14 protein-coding genes are annotated in these 18,410 nt (G+C 40.9%); 11 read left to right on the plus strand and 3 right to left on the minus strand.

Annotated elements, in window-relative coordinates; translation table 11 throughout:
• Nucleotides 1-40 precede the first annotated feature (40 nt).
• The gene (locus P5G49_RS12680) at nt 41-1,696 is read right to left on the minus strand and encodes a PucR family transcriptional regulator (protein WP_301244294.1); all 1,656 of its coding nucleotides are present in this window, start codon (nt 1,694-1,696) and stop codon (nt 41-43) included.
• A 201-nt stretch (nt 1,697-1,897) separates the two neighbouring features.
• Between P5G49_RS12680 and P5G49_RS12685 the strand changes: the two genes are divergently transcribed.
• On the plus strand, nt 1,898-2,860 hold the full coding sequence (locus P5G49_RS12685; RefSeq protein WP_301244295.1) for an oxamate carbamoyltransferase subunit AllH family protein: 963 nt from the start codon (nt 1,898-1,900) through the stop codon (nt 2,858-2,860).
• Nucleotides 2,857-4,194, plus strand: a complete 1,338-nt coding sequence (locus P5G49_RS12690) for a uracil/xanthine transporter (protein ID WP_301244297.1) — start codon at nt 2,857-2,859, stop codon at nt 4,192-4,194. Before P5G49_RS12685 ends, P5G49_RS12690 begins: the two co-directional genes overlap by 4 nt.
• Before the next feature lie 108 nt (nt 4,195-4,302).
• Here P5G49_RS12690 and P5G49_RS12695 read toward each other — a convergent pair whose 3' ends face one another.
• Nucleotides 4,303-5,175, minus strand: coding sequence for an alpha/beta hydrolase (locus P5G49_RS12695; protein ID WP_301244298.1), 873 nt, complete (start codon nt 5,173-5,175; stop codon nt 4,303-4,305).
• 271 nt (nt 5,176-5,446) lie between these two features.
• On the opposite strand from P5G49_RS12695, the gene P5G49_RS12700 reads away from it, so the two are divergent.
• The 8 genes from P5G49_RS12700 to arcC all read left to right on the plus strand — a co-directional run bounded on the left by P5G49_RS12700 (nt 5,447) and on the right by arcC (nt 15,836).
• Nucleotides 5,447-7,102, plus strand: coding sequence for a PucR family transcriptional regulator (locus P5G49_RS12700; protein WP_301244299.1), 1,656 nt, complete (start codon nt 5,447-5,449; stop codon nt 7,100-7,102).
• A 244-nt stretch (nt 7,103-7,346) separates the two neighbouring features.
• A complete protein-coding gene (gene allC, locus P5G49_RS12705) occupies nt 7,347-8,609 on the plus strand; it encodes an allantoate deiminase (RefSeq protein ID WP_301244301.1) in 1,263 nt (420 codons plus the stop codon).
• Nucleotides 8,610-8,674: 65 nt separating this feature from the next.
• On the plus strand, nt 8,675-9,442 hold the full coding sequence (gene allE, locus P5G49_RS12710; RefSeq protein WP_301244303.1) for a (S)-ureidoglycine aminohydrolase: 768 nt from the start codon (nt 8,675-8,677) through the stop codon (nt 9,440-9,442).
• Nucleotides 9,443-9,466: 24 nt separating this feature from the next.
• Nucleotides 9,467-10,516, plus strand: a complete 1,050-nt coding sequence (gene allD / locus P5G49_RS12715) for an ureidoglycolate dehydrogenase (protein WP_301244305.1) — start codon at nt 9,467-9,469, stop codon at nt 10,514-10,516.
• Nucleotides 10,517-10,570: 54 nt separating this feature from the next.
• Nucleotides 10,571-11,620, plus strand: a complete 1,050-nt coding sequence (allD, locus tag P5G49_RS12720) for an ureidoglycolate dehydrogenase (RefSeq protein ID WP_301244307.1) — start codon at nt 10,571-10,573, stop codon at nt 11,618-11,620.
• Between the two features lie 90 nt (nt 11,621-11,710).
• Nucleotides 11,711-13,459 carry an acyl-CoA synthetase FdrA gene (fdrA, locus tag P5G49_RS12725; protein ID WP_301244308.1) on the plus strand — a complete coding sequence of 583 codons (1,749 nt, stop codon included), beginning with the start codon at nt 11,711-11,713 and terminating at the stop codon, nt 13,457-13,459.
• A 58-nt stretch (nt 13,460-13,517) separates the two neighbouring features.
• Nucleotides 13,518-14,792 carry a YlbE family protein gene (locus P5G49_RS12730; RefSeq protein ID WP_301244309.1) on the plus strand — a complete coding sequence of 425 codons (1,275 nt, stop codon included), beginning with the start codon at nt 13,518-13,520 and terminating at the stop codon, nt 14,790-14,792.
• Nucleotides 14,793-14,897: 105 nt separating this feature from the next.
• Nucleotides 14,898-15,836: a carbamate kinase gene (gene arcC, locus P5G49_RS12735; RefSeq protein WP_301244311.1), complete on the plus strand. Its 939-nt coding sequence runs from the start codon at nt 14,898-14,900 to the stop codon at nt 15,834-15,836.
• A gap of 59 nt (nt 15,837-15,895) precedes the next feature.
• Here the strand turns inward: arcC and P5G49_RS12740 are convergent, their stop codons facing one another.
• On the minus strand, nt 15,896-17,146 hold the full coding sequence (locus P5G49_RS12740; protein WP_301244312.1) for a TolB family protein: 1,251 nt from the start codon (nt 17,144-17,146) through the stop codon (nt 15,896-15,898).
• A gap of 329 nt (nt 17,147-17,475) precedes the next feature.
• Between P5G49_RS12740 and qoxA the strand changes: the two genes are divergently transcribed.
• Nucleotides 17,476-18,393 (plus strand): cytochrome aa3 quinol oxidase subunit II, encoded by a 918-nt coding sequence (gene qoxA / locus P5G49_RS12745; protein WP_301244314.1) that lies wholly within the window; start codon nt 17,476-17,478, stop codon nt 18,391-18,393.
• Nucleotides 18,394-18,410 lie beyond the last annotated feature (17 nt).

An 18,410-nucleotide genomic window follows, 5' to 3' on the forward strand; every position in this document is an offset into this window, starting at 1 on the left:
ACATAAAAATCCCCAACCGGAAACGGTTGGGGATTTCTTTTTAGCTATTTTCTTCCTCATCTTCTTTTAATATCGAGCCGATAACAAGAGCTACGCGAATTCGTAAAGAGTCGGCAGGATCCCGAAGTGAACAGTTAAGCAGTTCTTCGGTTTTTTCAATCCGATATTTTACAGTATTACGATGAACAAATAATTTCCTCGATGTCTCTGAAAATTCACATTGCGAATCAAGGTAAACTTGAATCGTTTTCACTAAATCTTGATCATCCTTCGTTTTTGGATAAGCCAGTGACTTTAATGTATTTTCGTATAGTGCTTTTAGGTCTTTCCGGGACAGTGTGTTCAATAATTCCTTTAAATCCCGTGTTTTATAATGTTTGACAAACCCTTTCAAATTCTGATCGTACCCAGTCAATATCGCCTCAACAGCTTCATCATAAGCTGTTGGTATTTCTTTAAGGGTCTGAACAGAATGGCTCACTCCGAATGAAAGGCTGAATTCACCGTTGAAGCTTGCTTGGACATTCTCTGTGAATGCGGTAATCAAGTCAATCTCCTCATCGTCGTATTTAGGAAATTGTAATATCATGACGAAGTACTTTCCTTTTGTGAATAATGTCGCTTCCAAATTACCATGAATGAGTTCATCTTCAAGTTGATCGTAAACGCTATTATGCAATTCTCCGACTTTCTTTTCGTATAACTGTAAGGTTTCGTAGATATCGCCATCCGCATCAATCGTACAAATGACACAGACATTTTCCAGTTCCTTTTCCAATCCATAATAGTTTGCTCTGCTTGTAATTTCTTCGTCAGATTGGATTTTCATTTCGATTAAATCAGCGAAGAAGTTATTTTTCAATAGCCTGGAATTTTCTTCGATCGCCTGTTCTTTAATGATGGTGAAAGAAATTACATTGCCAGCTTGCTCAATTGCCATTTGTGAAGAGGGGTAGGGCAATGTCTTCGAATCGAATATAACGAGCATACTTGCATATTGGCGTTTCGTTTGAACAGGGAAAGTGGAAACGGATTGTTGCTCTCGGGATGGGATCGAGAAGGTTGTACCCTCACGAGCAGCGGGTAAGTTTTCTTTTACCTTCTGTATAATTTCTTGTTCAATTACTTTCATCGATTCCTTTAAGAAATCATGGCTTTGTGCGATTTTTTCTCCCCTATGGTTCAAAAGAAGTGCTGGACGTGCCAAGGAATGTCCCAATTGTTCCAAAAGGGCTGCTAAGCTATACCCTTTAATAAGCATGTTTGAAAATTCCTTTTGTATATGCAGGGCATAATACAGTTGCTCAGACTCAGCATCATTTAAATAGTTCAAGATGTGGCGAGAGACGTCACCTAAGGTATGTTTTGTTGGTAAATCAATAATTGGAAATGCCAAATCGTCCGCAAGTAATCTCACTTCAGCCGGTAGTTCGTTGAAGAAACGGTTAATTTTAATAACGAGACCTGAACAATTTAAGTCGTGCATTTGCTGAATTAACTCACAGAATTTCTCAGGGTCATCTTTAAAAGCATATCCTGTTGTGAGAAGAAGATGGTTTTTAGACAAGAAGTTGATGACATCGGGTGTGTCGGAAATATTAACGAATTGTACGTTTCTCGTTAGTCCACGGTGCCCTGCAAGTACAATCCCTTCCTTCATCCCTTCCAATATTAATAAATCATTTATCGTTTTCATTTAGATACCTCTTTAGTAAAAAGTTTTCATAATGACAGAAACAGTAACTTTCATTTTACGTTAAAAGTGAACAAAAATCAAAGCTTAAATTAGTCATGTTATACAATGACTTTTTTTGTGAAAAACTGTAGACTAAGATAGTTAGTGACGAAAATAGGGAAGTCATAAAATGGATATTATTTTAGTTATGGGGTGAAAGTATTGTTTTATTCATTAGGTGCGAACTCCGATCATACTAGCGGGCCATTTACAATGACTGCACTTGCGGCAAGTGATGATTTAAAGCTTATCTTAAATGAGTGCCCAATGGGCCGTGTCCATAGTGTTTTTAACAGCAGTTTCAACTTAGTCTTCAATGAGCATCTTGTCCATATCGGTGCTTATGAGAATGGGCTTGCTCCCTTCGGTATTGGTCTAAGTCAAGAAATGGCACTACTGCTTACAAAATTAGTGCGTGCTAACGAGGAGGTTTCTTGGGAAAATCATTCACAGTCTATTGTTTTTCCGAATGGGATTTCCCTTGTGCTTAATCAAGCAAATTGGACGAATCATAAGGTACAACCGTTCGAATACCAGCTATCCCATATAAAAGAAAGTGCTTCGTTCATAGCTGATAAGCTTCTGCAAGAGAATTGGCAAACTGGCCTTGGGGAGAATGATGAAGAAAAAAGGCAAATCATTCACTATCTTATGGATCCGTCATCATCCAATGAGGATGGTGTCATTTTCGAAAAATTATCCGACCTGATCAATCTTGTTCGCAATCAAGAAGGAACGAAAGCTGAAGAAGTATTCGATTATTGGATCGGCAGAGGACTTGGACTCACCCCAAGTGGGGACGATGTCATTACAGGGATTTGTGCAGTCCTATCCTCTATTGTTGGCATCGATCAAACGTTTATCCAACAACTTATATCCTATTTGGATGACCGGGGTCGAAAACGAACGACGGATATTGCTTTAGAGTATCTTCTTTATGCTACTGACAACAAGTTTCATTCACACCTTCAGGGGATATGTTATGTTCTGAACCAACCAATGGGATCTGAATTTATTGAAGCTATTGATGAAATGAAGAAAATCGGACATACATCTGGCGCCGACACATTATTGGGCGTTTTAGTAGGCATCACATCTGTTGTTATTCACAAGAAAGAAAGGTGATTATTATCAAAGAGTTAGCTAAATCAAGTAACTGGATTTCGGGCTTACAATGGCTCTTTTTTATTTTTACAAATATAGTTGTTATACCGATAACTGTCGGTGCAGCTTTTGAACTTTCCCAGAACACGATTGTCAATATGCTCCAGTTATCTTTCGTCGTAACTGGTTTGGCATGTATCATTCAAGCATATTTCGGCCATAAACGTGCCATTATGGAAGGGCAATCTGGACTTTGGTGGGGCGTCATTTTGACACTCGTCGCTACAGCTACTGCTCAAGGTATGCCTTTACCTATACTTGGAGGCAGTCTAACTGTTGGAATTATCATTACAGCGATTCTTACATTTTTGATTGGTGTTACAGGGCTTGGACCGCGTATTGCAAAATTATTTACACCTGCTGTCATGGGTGTATTTATGTTTTTATTTGGATGTCAGTTGATCGGAATCTTTTTAAAGGGGATGTTAGGCATCCCATTTGGCAACCAATCCGCAGGTGCCCATATCGATGTACCTGTTACTTTACTATCAATCGTAATTGCTACGTTGGTTATTGTGATCAGTGTGAAGGCACCTTCAAGCATTCGCCGCTATGGTTTACTTATTGGAATTATCGTCGGATGGATTGTATTCGCGCTTATTTTCAAGTCGGAAAGTGCCATCAGCGCATCTACATCGTTTAAACTTGAATTCTTCCCGTTAGGAAAGCCTGCATGGGATATGGGAATTATTATTACGACTGTAATAGCTGGTTTGTTGAACTCAGCTAATACATTTGGAGCATTAAAGGGAACGGAAAGTATGTATAACGTGGAAACGAAAAAATCAGAGTACAGGGCATCCTTTACAATTACTGGTGCTTTCACACTTATTGCTGGTATTTTTGGTCTTGTTCCAAATTCACCTTACGTTTCATCAATTGGTTTCTTAAGTCAGACTGGAATCATAAAAAGAATTCCGTTTGTACTTGGTGGCCTAATGTTCCTTGTTATGGGACTGATTCCACCAGTCGGCCACTTTTTCTCACAGCTTCCACTAAGCATCGGTAGTGCTGCGTTATTTGTCTCTTATTTACTTCTATTAAATTCTTCATTTAATTTCTTTAAACAGGTTGAATTTAATACGGTCAATGTGTATCGTTCGGCAGTTCCATTGTTTGTGGGGATTATAATTATGACCCTTCCTGCTACTTACTTCATTACAATCCCAAGCATTGTCCGTCCGGTTCTTAGCAGTGGACTTTTAGTGGGGATTATTTTAGCGCTTGTGTTAGAAAATCTTATCAATTGGGATAAATATGGCGTGGAAAAGACCAAAGAGCAAACAGAAAAATAGATGGAGGAAGACGTCATGTTTTCCTCCATCTGTTTTTGCATTTCGTGCCTTAATTTCTGCAAAGAACGCAGAAATACGGCAAATCGAACCCTACGCTGTTCGATTGGCTTACTTTAAATGATTGGTTAGGAAGGTGAGTACTTCCTTAAAAGCGTCTTGAACAATTGGACGTTCCCAATCGTTGTCGAATTGGTGCTTGCCTTCAGGAATGGTAATCAGTTTCCCTTCAACCCCGTTTTCCTCTAACCGTTTCGCGAAAAGGACGGCCTGTTCGTAAGGGACATCTTCGTCTTCCGTTCCGTGAAGGAGAAGTGTTGGTGGATAATCAGTTTGGATGTTAAAAAGTGGGGAGTACTTCTTCAGTTTATCTTTTTCCAAAAACGGGATGAGTCCACTTAGTTCCTCAATCCAAACGCCGTGCTGCCTAGCGTGCATATAAATGGCGTAACGCTTTTCTATCGGGCCAACGGAAATAATGTCGCTGGACACAAGCATTTTCGCAAGCTCTCTCGGAACGGTCGTCATACTCGAATAATGAGGACTTGGCTTCACTGCCCAATCCCCCGTAATATCGCCATATCCATAAAACGACACAATCGCTTGTGGTTTAGTTTTCAATGTCCCGGCCAAAAGAGCAAGATAGCCGCCAGCGGAGCTGCCGATGACCGCAATTTTTTTCGAGTCATAGTCAAACTGCTTTGTCCCTTCGTTTTCAACCCATAGAAGGGCATCAGCAATATCTTCTTTGATATCAGGCAATTTAGTTTCTGGCGCCAGACGATAATCGATGGAAAAGATGTTAAAACCGGCATTATGGAAAAACTCGATTTGCGCTGGCTTAATATCTTCCCGCGAACCCCATATAAGACCCCCGCCATGAATAAAGACAATAAGAGGGCAGGATTCCTGTTTAACAGGGTAGAAGTCACCTTTTAGTTCAAAATTGCTTCCCTGTTTATAGATAACAGTTGTTTTCAACATGAAGTCACACTCTTTTCTTGAATAAGCATTGTAAATAAATATAGCATAATTAAAAATAAGATATCAGCATTGAGCACTTGGTGTCTCTATGTTGTAGCTTGAAGTGGAAGGCGGCGACTCCTGGGGGATCAGCACGAGCTGAAGACCCCGCAACGGAGCGTAGCGCAGTGAGGAGGCTGAAGCCGTGCCCCCCGGAAAGCGTCCGCCTGAAACGGAAAGCTACAGGTGCGTATATCTGAGTTTCATTTAAAGACGGAAAGGAATGCGTCAAATGGAATTAAAAGTAAAAGATTTAATGGCAATGGAACCTATGAAAAACGCGGAAATAGTAGAAGGGCAAACTTATAGTGATAACGTAATCGAAGGGGTCACCATCATGGAAGCCCCAGACATCGCAGATTGGATTAGAGGCGGAGAAGTAATCCTAACGAACCTCTATTCGATCAGAAACTTCACTGAAACAGAACTGAAAAATTTTATTCACAAATTAGCAGATAAGAGAATAAGTGCCTTCGTCATCAAAAAAATTAGCACAGACTTTTTCAATCGATTTCTTGAAGCAAGCAAAAAATATAAGATCCCAATCATCCAACTACCAAACAGCGTTCCATTTGTTGATGTCATGTATCCAATCATGGGAGAGCTCTTCAACAATCAGATTACAAAACTGCAATACTATAAAGAAATACATGACCGTTTTACCGCTCTATCACTTGCTGGTGAAGGACAAGAAAAGATTATCTACACACTCGAAGAGTTAATCGGAAATCCAGTAGCGTTATTTAATCGGAACTTCAACTGTATTCTATCTACATATCCGGGACTCGAAAAGTTCCAAATGGTAGAGAAAGTTCACTTTTACGAACAAACCTCGGGAATCAAATATCCCCATTACCGGCAAATCGTGAAGTACCCGGATCAGAATAACAAAGGTCATCAAATAGTCGTCCCAATTGAAACGTTGAACCATAACAAAATGTATCTATTAATCGGTGAAAACAATAAGTCGTTAGGTGAACTTGACTTAATTGCTGTTGAAAATGCAGTAACCTCATTATCTCTTGAATTGGTAAAGCAATTTGCAGTGAATGAGGTTGAAAAGAAATATAAGAACGACCTAATCGAAGAATTGATTAGTGGCAAAATCCAGTCGATGGATGCTGTCTATGAAAAAGCGAACGTTATTGGATGGGATCTCACCGGTGCCTTTGCAGCGGTTCTCTTTAAGATAAATCGACAAGAAGATGGTGTAATTAAACAAAAAGGCGAGCTTTCGGATCGAAGCCATTTTCTTGTACATGAAGCAATCCACCATTACTTACCGAATGGCATCATTTCAACTAAAAGTAATTTGTTTATCGTTTTATGGAAAGTAGATAAGACAAGCAAAAATGAAACAGCGGTGATAAAGAAAATAAAAAAAGTCTCGCAATCAATTCAAGCGTTAATAAAAAGGCAAATAAAAGATATAGATGTCCAAGTTGGATTGGGAGATGCAGTTAATGACATTTCTGAAATTCCTAAAAGCTATAGGGAAGCGCATGATGCACTGGATCTTGGTGCAACGTTAAATGGTTTAGCGTCAATTACCGCATATTCCGAGTTGGGTATTTTCAGGTTGCTCCGCAATATAGAAGACACCTCTACTTTACATCAGTTTATTCCTCCGTCGCTTAGGGGATTATTAGAGTATCAACAAGCGAATCAGGCGGACTTGCTGAATACATTAAGAATCTTTTTGGAATGTAATCAAAATGCTGCGCAAACTGCAAAACAGCTATTTGTCCACTACAAGACTGTCGTTTATCGGTTGGAGAGGATTAAAGAAATAACAGGCATGGATTTCGAGGATTCAGAAGAGATGTTATCTGTTCGGGTCGGATTTAAAATTTATGAGCTGATTCAACGCGAGAACGCACAATATTGACTTTTCACATTACACTGTTTCTTTGAATGGATTTATCCTATGAGGATAAAAAAATGATATAACTTTATCCTTTTATGCCAAAGACTATTTTTGTTGTAAGGTCTACAATTAAAAGTAGAGCTTGAAGGCCATCCGTAGATGAAGAATAATTCGTGCATACTATCTGCAAGAATTACAAACAATATTTAGCGTTATCTAATAATGCATGGTCAAAATATATTGCGGAAAAGGGCGGTGAAAATAGATGAACGATACACCGAAAGACATTATCCAAAAACTGGATGTATTAGCTGAAGAAACTGCTAGCAAGCTTGAATGGCTATCAGAATTCGGGAAAGATCCAGAAGGCGGAGTTACTCGTTTACTCTATACAAAAGAATGGGTTGAGGGTCAGAACGCATTAAAGGAATGGATTGAAAGTGAAGGCCTCGAAGCTCGATTTGATGAAATTGGAAATTTATACGGAACGTTAAAAGGTAAAAATACAAATGAAACGATTTTAACCGGGTCCCATGTCGATACAGTGAAAAACGGCGGTCGATTTGATGGCGCGTATGGTGTTGTTGCCGGAATCATAGCATTGAAATATTTGAAAAAATACTTTGGCGAACCAGTACGTAACATTGAAGTCGTTTCAATGGCTGAAGAAGAAGGAAGTAGATTCCCGTATTCTTTCTGGGGTTCGAAAAATATTGTTGGTATAGCCAAACGTGAAGATGTTGAAACGATTAAAGATTTCGACGGTGTTCCGTTTGTAGAGGCGATGAAGAATGCAGGATTTGGCTTCAGAGATGAATCCAAAGGTCCGCGTAAAGATTTAAAAGCATTCGTCGAAGTCCATGTTGAACAAGGAAGTGTCCTTGAAACAGAAAAAATAGACATCGGTGTAGTGAACAATATTGTCGGTCAAAGAAGATACACAATCGAATTGACTGGCGAAGCAAACCATGCCGGCACAACGCCGATGGGCTACAGAAAAGACGCTATGTTTGCGGCAAGTCATATGATTCATGAAATCATTTCAATGGCTATTGAAGTTGGAGATCCACTTGTAACAACTGTTGGGAAGGTCGAAGCTGTTCCGAACATCGTTAACGTAGTACCCGGAAAGGCTATCTTTACAATCGACGTCCGTCATACGGATAAAGATGCGATTCTATCCTTTACAGAAAAGATGACGGCAAGAATGCAGGAAATCTCAAAAGATCATGGAGTTGAGATGGACATCGATCTATGGATGGATGAAGATCCGGTGCCAATGGACCAAAGAGTCGTTGATCTTATTGAGAAGCAATGTAGGGAGAACGGCTTTAATTATAAGGTAATGCATAGTGGCGCTGGACATGATTCCCAGATTTATGCACCTGTTGTCCCAACAGCGATGCTCTTCGTTCCAAGTTTGAAAGGGATTAGCCATAACCCGGCAGAGTATACAGAGCCTGCAGACTTGGCGGAAGGCGTAAAAGCGCTTATCGGCGCACTTTACGAATTAGGTTATAAAGAATAACAAGTTATTTTTAGCGAGTCAGGTGAATCCTGACTATTTATATGCAGACAAAGGAGAATGTAACGATGGGATATCCAAAAGACATACTATCAAGCAGATCTATTATTAAACCTGGTCAGTACGCTTTAATCGCTCCAGAAGGTTTAGTGAATAACATCATTCCTGGATTTGAGAATTGCAGAATCTCGATCTTGGCTTCACCAAAACTTGGCGCAGACTTTGTAGACTATATGGTCACATTGCATGAAGGTGGAAAAAACACTACAGGTTACTGTGGAGAAGAAGACGTACAATGCTTCGTTTACGTTATTAGCGGAAAAGTAAAAGCTAAAGCGAACGATCAAGAGTTCATCCTTGAAGAAAGCGGCTATCTATACTGCCCTCCAGGCGTGAAAATGTATTTGGAAAACATGGAGTCAGGCGATTCCCGTCTATTCCTTTACAAACGTAAACATATACCTCTAACAGACGGGCGCAAGCCATGGGTCGTATCGGGCCATGCAAACGAAATCGAGTACATGGATTATGACGACATGCATAACGTCCATCTGAAAGATCTATTGCCGATGGATCTTGAATTCGATATGAACTTCCATATCCTTTCATTCGATCCAGCAGCAAGCCATCCATTCGTTGAAACACATTACCAAGCTCATGGCGCGTACCTCTTGTCTGGTGAAGGCATGTACAACCTTGACAATGAATGGATTCCAGTTAAAAAAGGCGATTACATTTTTATGGCGCCATATGTGCATCAAGCAGCGTATGCGGTTGGTAGAGAACCGTTGACATATGTTTACTCCAAAGACTGCAATCGTGATGCATCACTATAATTTACCGACAAAAGAGGTGTCATGATGAGAGTTAGTAGAGACGAACTGAAAGGTCTTATCCAAACAAAGCTTCAAAGAGCAGGATTGAAAGAGGACCATGCTGAAGTTGCTGCGGACGTTCTAACGTTTGCTGACGAAAGAGGCATTCATTCACACGGTGCTATGCGTGTGGAATATTACGCAGAGAGAATTGCAAAGGGTGGCATTAATGTAAACCCGAATTTTAACTTCGAAAAAACGGGCCCTGCAACTGGCGTATTTCACGGCGATGGCGGAAACGGCCATACTGCAGCGAAATTAGCAATGGACGAGGCCATCAAAATGGCAAAAGAGAGTGGCGTTGCCATTGTCGGTGTTAAAAATATCTCCCATAGTGGAGCAATCTCTTATTTCACAAACCAAGCGGCAAATGCAGACTTGATCGGTTTCTCAGTTTGTCAATCAGATCCAATGGTTGTTCCTTTCGGCGGCGCAGAACCTTACTACGGAACAAACCCGATCGCTTTTGCTGCACCAAGCAGTGATGGAAGAATGATTACCTTGGACATGGCGACAACTGTACAAGCTTGGGGGAAAATCCTTCATGCCCGTTCCAAGAATGAGTCAATCCCTAACACATGGGCGGTTGACAGCAATGGTGAGGCGACGACTGATCCGTTAAAAGTGAACGCGCTATTGCCAATCTCAGGGCCTAAAGGGTACGGATTAGCAATGATGGTAGACGTTTTATCAGGAATCCTTCTTGGACTTCCATTTGGTAATAAAGTCTCCTCGATGTATGAAGACTTGTCGGAGTACCGGAAATTAGGTCAATTGCATATTGTCATCAATCCAGCATTCTTTACAGCATTAACTGGATTCAAAAATGACATTACGCAAACGATGGAAGATTTAAATCACATCAAACCTGCACCGGGCTTCTCAAAAGTCCTATATCCAGGACAAAACAATGATGTTGTCATCGAGGACTATAAAGAAAACGGCATTGAAATCGTTGATGATATTTATGAGTATTTAAAATCAGATGTCATCCATAATAATCAATACGACCATAAAAATCCATTCGCTGAATAATTTACTTTTTGAATAGATACAAACCGGTTGAAAAACTTAATAGGGGTGTGTGGAGTGAGAGTAAGTAGTGAGCAATTGAATGAGTTAATTACAACGAAGCTGCATAAGGCAGGATTGACTGAGGATCATGCTCGTGGTGTTGCTGATGTCCTTGTTCACGCAGATGCCAGGGGAGTCCACTCCCATGGGGCGATGAGAGTCGAGTATTATGCAGAGCGAATTGCCAAAGGTGGTCTAAACTCTAATCCGAATTTCACATTTGAAAAGACGGGTCCTGCAACAGCTATTTTTGATGGTGATAACGGAGTAGGCCATGTCGCTGCCAAGTTAGCGATGGACGAAGCAATTCAAATGGCAAAAGAAAATGGAGTAGCAGTAGTTGGCGTTAGAAGAATCGGTCACAGTGGTGCGCTTTCTTATTTCGTTCAACAGGCTGCAAATGAAAACTTGGTTGGTATCTCACTTTGCCAATCGGACCCGATGGTTGTTCCTTTTGGTGGATCAGAGCCTTATTACGGAACAAATCCAATTGCATTTGCAGCACCAGGTAAAAACGGTGAGCATATTACATTTGATATGGCAACAACCGTTCAAGCTTGGGGCAAAATTCTTCATGCTCGTTCAAAAAATGAATCCATTCCTGACACATGGGCTGTTGATAGCGAAGGCGAGCCTACAACCGACCCATTCAAAGTAAATGCGCTATTACCAATTGCAGGTCCAAAGGGATATGGACTCATGATGATGGTAGACGTACTATCAGGGATTCTTTTAGGACTTCCATTTGGAAACAAAGTTTCTTCAATGTATCATGATCTAACTGAGTATAGGAATCTTGGACAACTTCACATCGTTATTAATCCAGAATACTTCGGCGGATTAAGCACATTCCAAGAAGGCATCGCAACGACAATGCAGGATCTTAACAACATTAAACCTGCACCAGGTTTCGATCATGTTTCTTACCCTGGACAACGAAGTGCGGAACGGGAAAAGCAATACGCTGAGAACGGAATCGAAATCGTTGATGATATTTACGAATACCTAATTTCAGACGTTGTCCATAACAACGTATATGATCATAAAAGCCCTTTTGCTAAGTAAGACTTATTAAAAGAAAGGGTGGTCAATTCGTGGCCACCCCCTTTTCTGTGCGGATTTTACCAAAACTAATTATAAGAGGTGCGTGAAAACATGCTTTATACGATCGTAAAACAGAATTCATACCAGGATTCAGTTAACTTAATGCTTCTTACGAACAAAATTTCCACAATGGAAGGCGTTAACAAAGTTCAAATCATGATGGGTACGCCTGCGAACAAAGACATCTTCAAAACTGCAGGTCTTTTCACTGAGGAGCTTGAAGGTGCTGCATCCAATGATATGTGTATCGTTTTAGACACTGATCAAGAGGATAAAATCCAAGAAGTTCTTGATGAAGTTGATAATTATTTAAGCAACCAAGCAATCAGCGCTGGTAAGGAATCTTTCGAAACTGTAAATTCATGGGATAAAGCTGTAAATGCACTTCCTGATGCAAATATTGCAATCATCTCAACTCCAGGGCAATATGCTGCTGAAGAAGCGGAAAAAGCGCTTGACAGAGATATGCACGTCATGATTTTCAGTGACAACGTAACGACTGAAGATGAGCGTCGCATCAAAGAAAAAGCTCATGAAAAAGGTCTTCTTGTAATGGGTCCTGATGCTGGTACAGTCATCGTTTCCGGTGTTCCTCTTGCATTCGCAAACGTAGTGAAAACAGGAAAAATCGGTGTAATCGGTGCTTCTGGAACGGGTATCCAAGAAGTTACGACTGAAATCGATCGTCTAGGCGCAGGCGTAAGCCATGCAATCGGTACTGGCGGACGCGACCTATCTGATAAGATCGGTGCAATCACAATGTTGGATGGCCTGAAAGCATTGGCGCAACATAACCAAACAGAAGTGATCACACTTATCTCTAAGCCACCTGCAAAAGAAGTACGTGACCAAGTTGTCGAATTGCTACACAGCATTTCTAAACCGGTTGTTGCAATTTTCCTTGGAGAAGAGCCACATAACCACGAAGGAAATGTGTACTATGCAAACACACTTGAAGAAACAGCTGCACTTGCTGTCGATTTAGTAAAAGGCAATGAAATTAAAGCGAATTACAATCACCTTGAAGACGAAGTGCCGGCAGTTGAATTGAAGCCTGAACAAAAAACAATCAAAGGCCTTTATTCCGGCGGTACGCTTGGATATGAAGCAGCTACGTTGATCAGCAGAGGCTTGAACCTTGGCGAAACGGATCATGACAAACCTGGTTACCTTCTAAATGCTGACGGATTCGAAATAATCGACCTTGGCGACGATATTTACACACAAGGTAAACCACACCCAATGATCGATCCGGATACGAGAATCCAGTTCTTCCAAAAAGCTGCACAAGATGAATCAACTGCAGTCATCCTATTCGACGTTGTACTTGGATACGGTGCACACGAAGATATGGCTGGCGCATTGCTTCCAGGCATCGAAAAGATTCAAAAAGAAACAAAAGCAAATGGCAGAAACGTTTACTTCGTAGCAACTGTTTGCGGTACGGATCAAGACCCACAAGGCATCGATGAGCAAAAAGCGAAATTGGAGAAAGCTGGCGTTATCATCCGTGATAGCAACAACCAAGCGACTCTTACTGCTTTAGCGATGCTTGGCATTAGTGTTGAAGAAGTAACAAAAGAAGTAGTTCCTGCTACGGTAGAGGCTTCAACTGTAGACTTTACAGTTTCAGAAGCAATCCAGAAGCTATTGAATGAAAAACCGAACGTCGTTAACGTTGGTTTGAAGAGTTTCACTAACTCGGTTACTGCAAACGGCGGCAGAGTTGTTCAATATGACTGGCGTCCAGTTGCTGGCGGAAACCCAAGATTGCGTAAAATCTTGAGCCTCCTTAAATAAGCTGGAGCTCAATGTAAATAATCTTTTAGGAAATATTGATTTTTCAGGAGGAAACCAAATGTACGGACAATTCAAAACGATTGATGAAGCAAACCGAGCTGTTATCGATAAAGTTGTATCGGGCGCACCATTTTTAACTGATGTAGTTCCAGCTAAATCAGTTATTGAAGAATTAAACGGTAAAGTATTACTTCATGCCGGACCACCTATCAAGTGGGAAAACATGACAAGCCCAATGCAAGGATCTTGTATCGGTGCTGTATTATTCGAAGGCTGGGCTACTAACGCTGATGAAGCACGTGCTATGCTTGAAAACGGAGAAATCGAATTTATTCCATGTCACCACGTAAATGCAGTAGGTCCAATGGGCGGAATCACTTCCGGAAGCATGCCGGTTCTCGTTGCGGAAAACCGTGATGGCGGCAATCGCGCATATTGCACAATGAACGAAGGAATCGGTGCAGTACTTCGTTTCGGTGCTTACTCAGAAGAAGTAATCAACCGTCTAAACTGGTTCAGAGATGTTCTTGGACCAACACTATCCAAAGCTCTACAAATTAAAGGTGACGGCCTGAACGTTAACGTTATGATGGCTCGTGCAATTACTATGGGTGACGAATTCCACCAACGTAATATTGCGGGTTCACTAATTTTCTTGAAAGATATCGTTCCATATATTCTTCAAACAGATGTCGATGGAAAAGATCAACAAGACGTTATTCAATTCCTAGCTGACACAGATCAGTACTTCTTGAACATTGCAATGGCTTCAACGAAAGCCGTAATGGATTCTGCAAGAGAAATTCAACACGGTACGGTTGTAACAGCAATGTGCCGTAATGGTTATGAGTTCGGAATCCGTATCGCGGGCATGGGAGACCAATGGTTCACAGCACCGGTTAACACGCCACAAGGTCTTTTCTTCACAGGATACGATCAAGACATGGCTTGTAAAGACATGGGTGACAGTGCAATCACTGAAACATTCGGTGTCGGCGGTATGGCAATGATCGCTGCTCCAGGTGTTACTCGTTTCGTTGGTGCCGGCGGTATGGACGATGCAGTTAACACAAGTAATGACATGATGGATATTTGTATTGATCATAATCCTAACTTCTCAATCCCAACTTGGGACTTCAAAGGTTCTTGCTTGGGAATCGATGCTCGTAAAGTCGTTGAAACAGGAATCGAGCCTGTTATCAACACTGGTATCGCACATAAAGAAGCTGGCGTAGGTCAAATCGGTGCAGGTACAGTTCGTGCTCCATTAGCTTGCTTTGAAAAAGCAATTGATGCTTATGCAGTGAAACTTGGTTTAATCGAAGCAGAATAATGGATTGATTTTGGAGAGGGAAAGGTATTTTTGCTTGTCCCTCTCCTCTTTTTAGTTATATACTTTGACGAAAGAATTTTTTTTTAGAGTAAAGGAGAGATATCGATGAGTAAAAAAATCGTTTTAGCCATCGGCGGTAACGCAATTATCAAAGAAGGTCAAAAAGGTACACTTGAAGAGCAAATCCAAAACATCGGTGAAAGCAGCGGCCCAGTCCTTGATTTGATCGAACAAGGAAATACAGTTGTCATCACACACGGAAACGGACCGCAAGTAGGGAATACGCTAATTAAAAACCAAATGGCGGAATCAGTTGTTCCATCTTACCCTTTGGACGTATTGGATGCTGAAACACAAGGTAACCTTGGATATCTAATTCAACAAGTATTCAAGAACAAGATGGTTGAACGTAATATTAACAGACCTATTGCAACAGTTGTTACTCAATCAGTCGTTTCTAAAGAAGATCCGGCATTCGCTAATCCGACGAAGCCGATTGGCCCATTCTACACTCAAGAGGAATTGGACAAAATTCTTGAAACAGAGAAAATCTCTTACATTGAGGATAGCGGTCGTGGATTCAGACGCGTTGTCGCTTCTCCAAAACCAGTTAAAATTGTTGAGAAGGAAGCAATTGAAGCACTTCTTGATAAAGAAATCACTGTTATTACAGCTGGCGGCGGTGGAATTCCTGTCACTGAAGAAAACGGTATGCTTAAAGGTACAGACGCAGTTATCGATAAAGACTTCGCAAGCGCATTACTTGCTGCGGAAGTAAAAGCGGATTACTTATTCATCCTAACAGGTGTTGAACAAGTTGCTATCCACTTCGGTACTCCACAACAACAAAACCTACTTGAAATGACAGTCGAAGAAGCACTTCGTTATATGGAAGAAGGCCACTTCCCGAAAGGAAGCATGGGTCCAAAAATCGAAGCAGCTATTCTTTTCCTACAAAAAGGCGGAAAAAACGTTGTCATTACTTCAATCGACAAGCTAAAAGACGCTCTTGAAGGTAAAACAGGTACCCGAGTAACTCTATAATAAAAGTAGGCAGTACAAAAACGGGTTCCTGTAAAGGACCCGTTTTTGTATTTATGTCCCTAAGATGGATAAAAGGAGTATGATTCTATATCTTTTATCCAAACTTCTGCATGCGCTCCGTTTGGATCTGCAATCCATAAATCGCCCTTGGACTCTGTTAAGTCACTCTGTCTGAGCCATGTAATTTTACTAATGATAGGCAGGAACTGTGGCTGATAATCTCCTTCGTCCGTTGGTGGGTTGGTCACTTGTACTTGCTGTTGGTCGGTTAATGAGACAAAATACAATACGGGTTTCGGATGTTTTTTCGGGTCATTGGACCATTCAGTTTCCCGAACCCTTGAAACGACGAGAGATTTCTCATCAATCCAAGTGAATCCTATATCCGCATAATTCTTAGGTGTAAGGTTTACCGTCGAATCGGCGGGGATCTCTGTCACTTTCATATCCTTATCCTTAAATCCAAAGACAATCCTGCCTCCGCCTGCAATATATCCAAGAAGATTTTTTGTAAACGCCCATTTCGGAGTAAATTCCAAAATCACTTCGTCAATCACTTCAAAATCTTTTCCAACTGCTGAAACAACGGCAAGCATATCACTGTCCATAGCCCACGATGCAGTAGGAGATATGATAAAGGAAATCCACTTTCCATCAGGAGAAAAGGTGAGTTTTTCCGCTCCGATTGAAATGATACTTACATCACCTTTTCTAACCTCTTTTGGGATTACAAACAGCCTTTTGACATGATTCATTAAATCGGGGATGTTTTTATACCCTTCTTTTATTGAAATCGTATATAGAATCGTATGAGTCCATCCATCCGGTCGAAGCGTGGCACCGGACGAAGCGATAAAACCTTTCCCGTCAGGCTGCCATATATAATCATCCACCCCTAATGCAATATTATAGAAGCTTTTCAAATCGGAAATATTTAAAACCCCACCAGCATTGAAGGAGACAATGTTTTCAACCGGCGACCATTGAGGGTTAGAGGCGTTATAGAAAATTTTGTGATGCTTTTTAGTCCTGAGATCATATACCCATAATTCATTCGATATTTTATCGGGATCATCGGGGGAATCGGTTACAAGTTTTTGATAAAGCAACATATTGCCGTCATATGACCATTTAGGAGGAAAAGGGTAGGTTGCCTTTTCTTCGGTTATTTTACTTTCGTCGCCGCCTATTTTCATCCAAAGGTAGCCATCACGGGTGAACGCTACTTTTACTATATTGGTGTCTGTACTTGCATGGACCATAGATGATGAAAGAAGGAATATAACGATTAATCCTTGAAAAAGCTTCACATTTACCAACTCCTTTCTCTTCATAGGTTTTCCGGGAACAAACAATGTAAGCATGTGAAAAATTGGTAAGAAGTACATGTGATATGACTTATTTTTTTAATATTTAAGTTAAGTACAATTCAGAAATTAAACCAATATGTGTCCGTTATTTAACTGAATGATGAACGTTTAGTGACATAATATTAACTCTGTTAGTGACGGTTTTGTGAAATGCGGTTCAGCTAATTGTTTTTAGTTTTTCATTCTATTAATATAAAGAACATGGTGTGGTAGTAACACATTAATTCGGTTGTTTAACAGTGTATAGATTAAAAGGAAGGGGATTCATCATGATAAAGAAATGGTCATTCTTAAGTTTGGTAGTTGGCCTTTTTGCAATTTTAGCGGGTTGTGAACCGCTTTTGGTTTTGGATCCTAAGGGACCGCAAGCAGAAACGACAGCCAATGTCATTTGGATATCGATTGCAACGATGGCAATCGTTGTCGCTGCCGTTTTCGGGCTGATGGCTTACGTCGTATTTAAATACCGTGCCTCAAAACAAAGTGAGGACTACGAACCTCCTCACATTGAAGGGAATCCAATTATCGAAACAATCATTGTTGCGATACCGGTCATCATCATCATTTTCCTTTCTATTGTTACAGTCAAATCCACCTATGAGGTTGAGGCGACACCTAAGGGATATGAAGATCAAAAGCCACTGATTGTCTACGCGTCTTCCTCTGACTGGAAATGGCATTTCAGTTACCCGGAAGAAAACATAGAAACAGTGAACTATTTGTATATCCCAACTGATCGGGCATTGGAATTCAGACTTTACTCATACGGTCCAATTACAAGCTTCTGGATCCCGCAATTAGGCGGACAAAAATATGCGATGTCAGACATGATTACAACTCTACACTTGGCGGCAGATGTTCCAGGTGAATACATGGGTAGAAACGCAAACTTCAGCGGTAAAGGCTTTGCTGAAAACATCTTCCATGTCAAGGCTATGTCCCCCGAGGAATTCGATAAGTGGGTTGAAGACGTAAAAGCGAACGCTGAACCTCTTACAGAAGAGAAATTCGATGAACTGCTTAAACCAGGTCACTTGGGTCAATTAACGTTCAGTGGAACACATTTGGGCTTTTTACCACCACCTGAAGGTCATCACCACGGGTCACATGAAACGAATGATGACGAACACGGTTCCGAACATGCACATGCACATGAAGATGTAGATACAGACCATTCGGGTCATTAATAGATTTTCGAAAGGAG

This window comes from Sporosarcina highlanderae, from assembly GCF_030433715.1.
In the GTDB taxonomy this organism is placed as follows: Bacteria; Bacillota; Bacilli; order Bacillales_A; family Planococcaceae; genus Sporosarcina; species Sporosarcina highlanderae.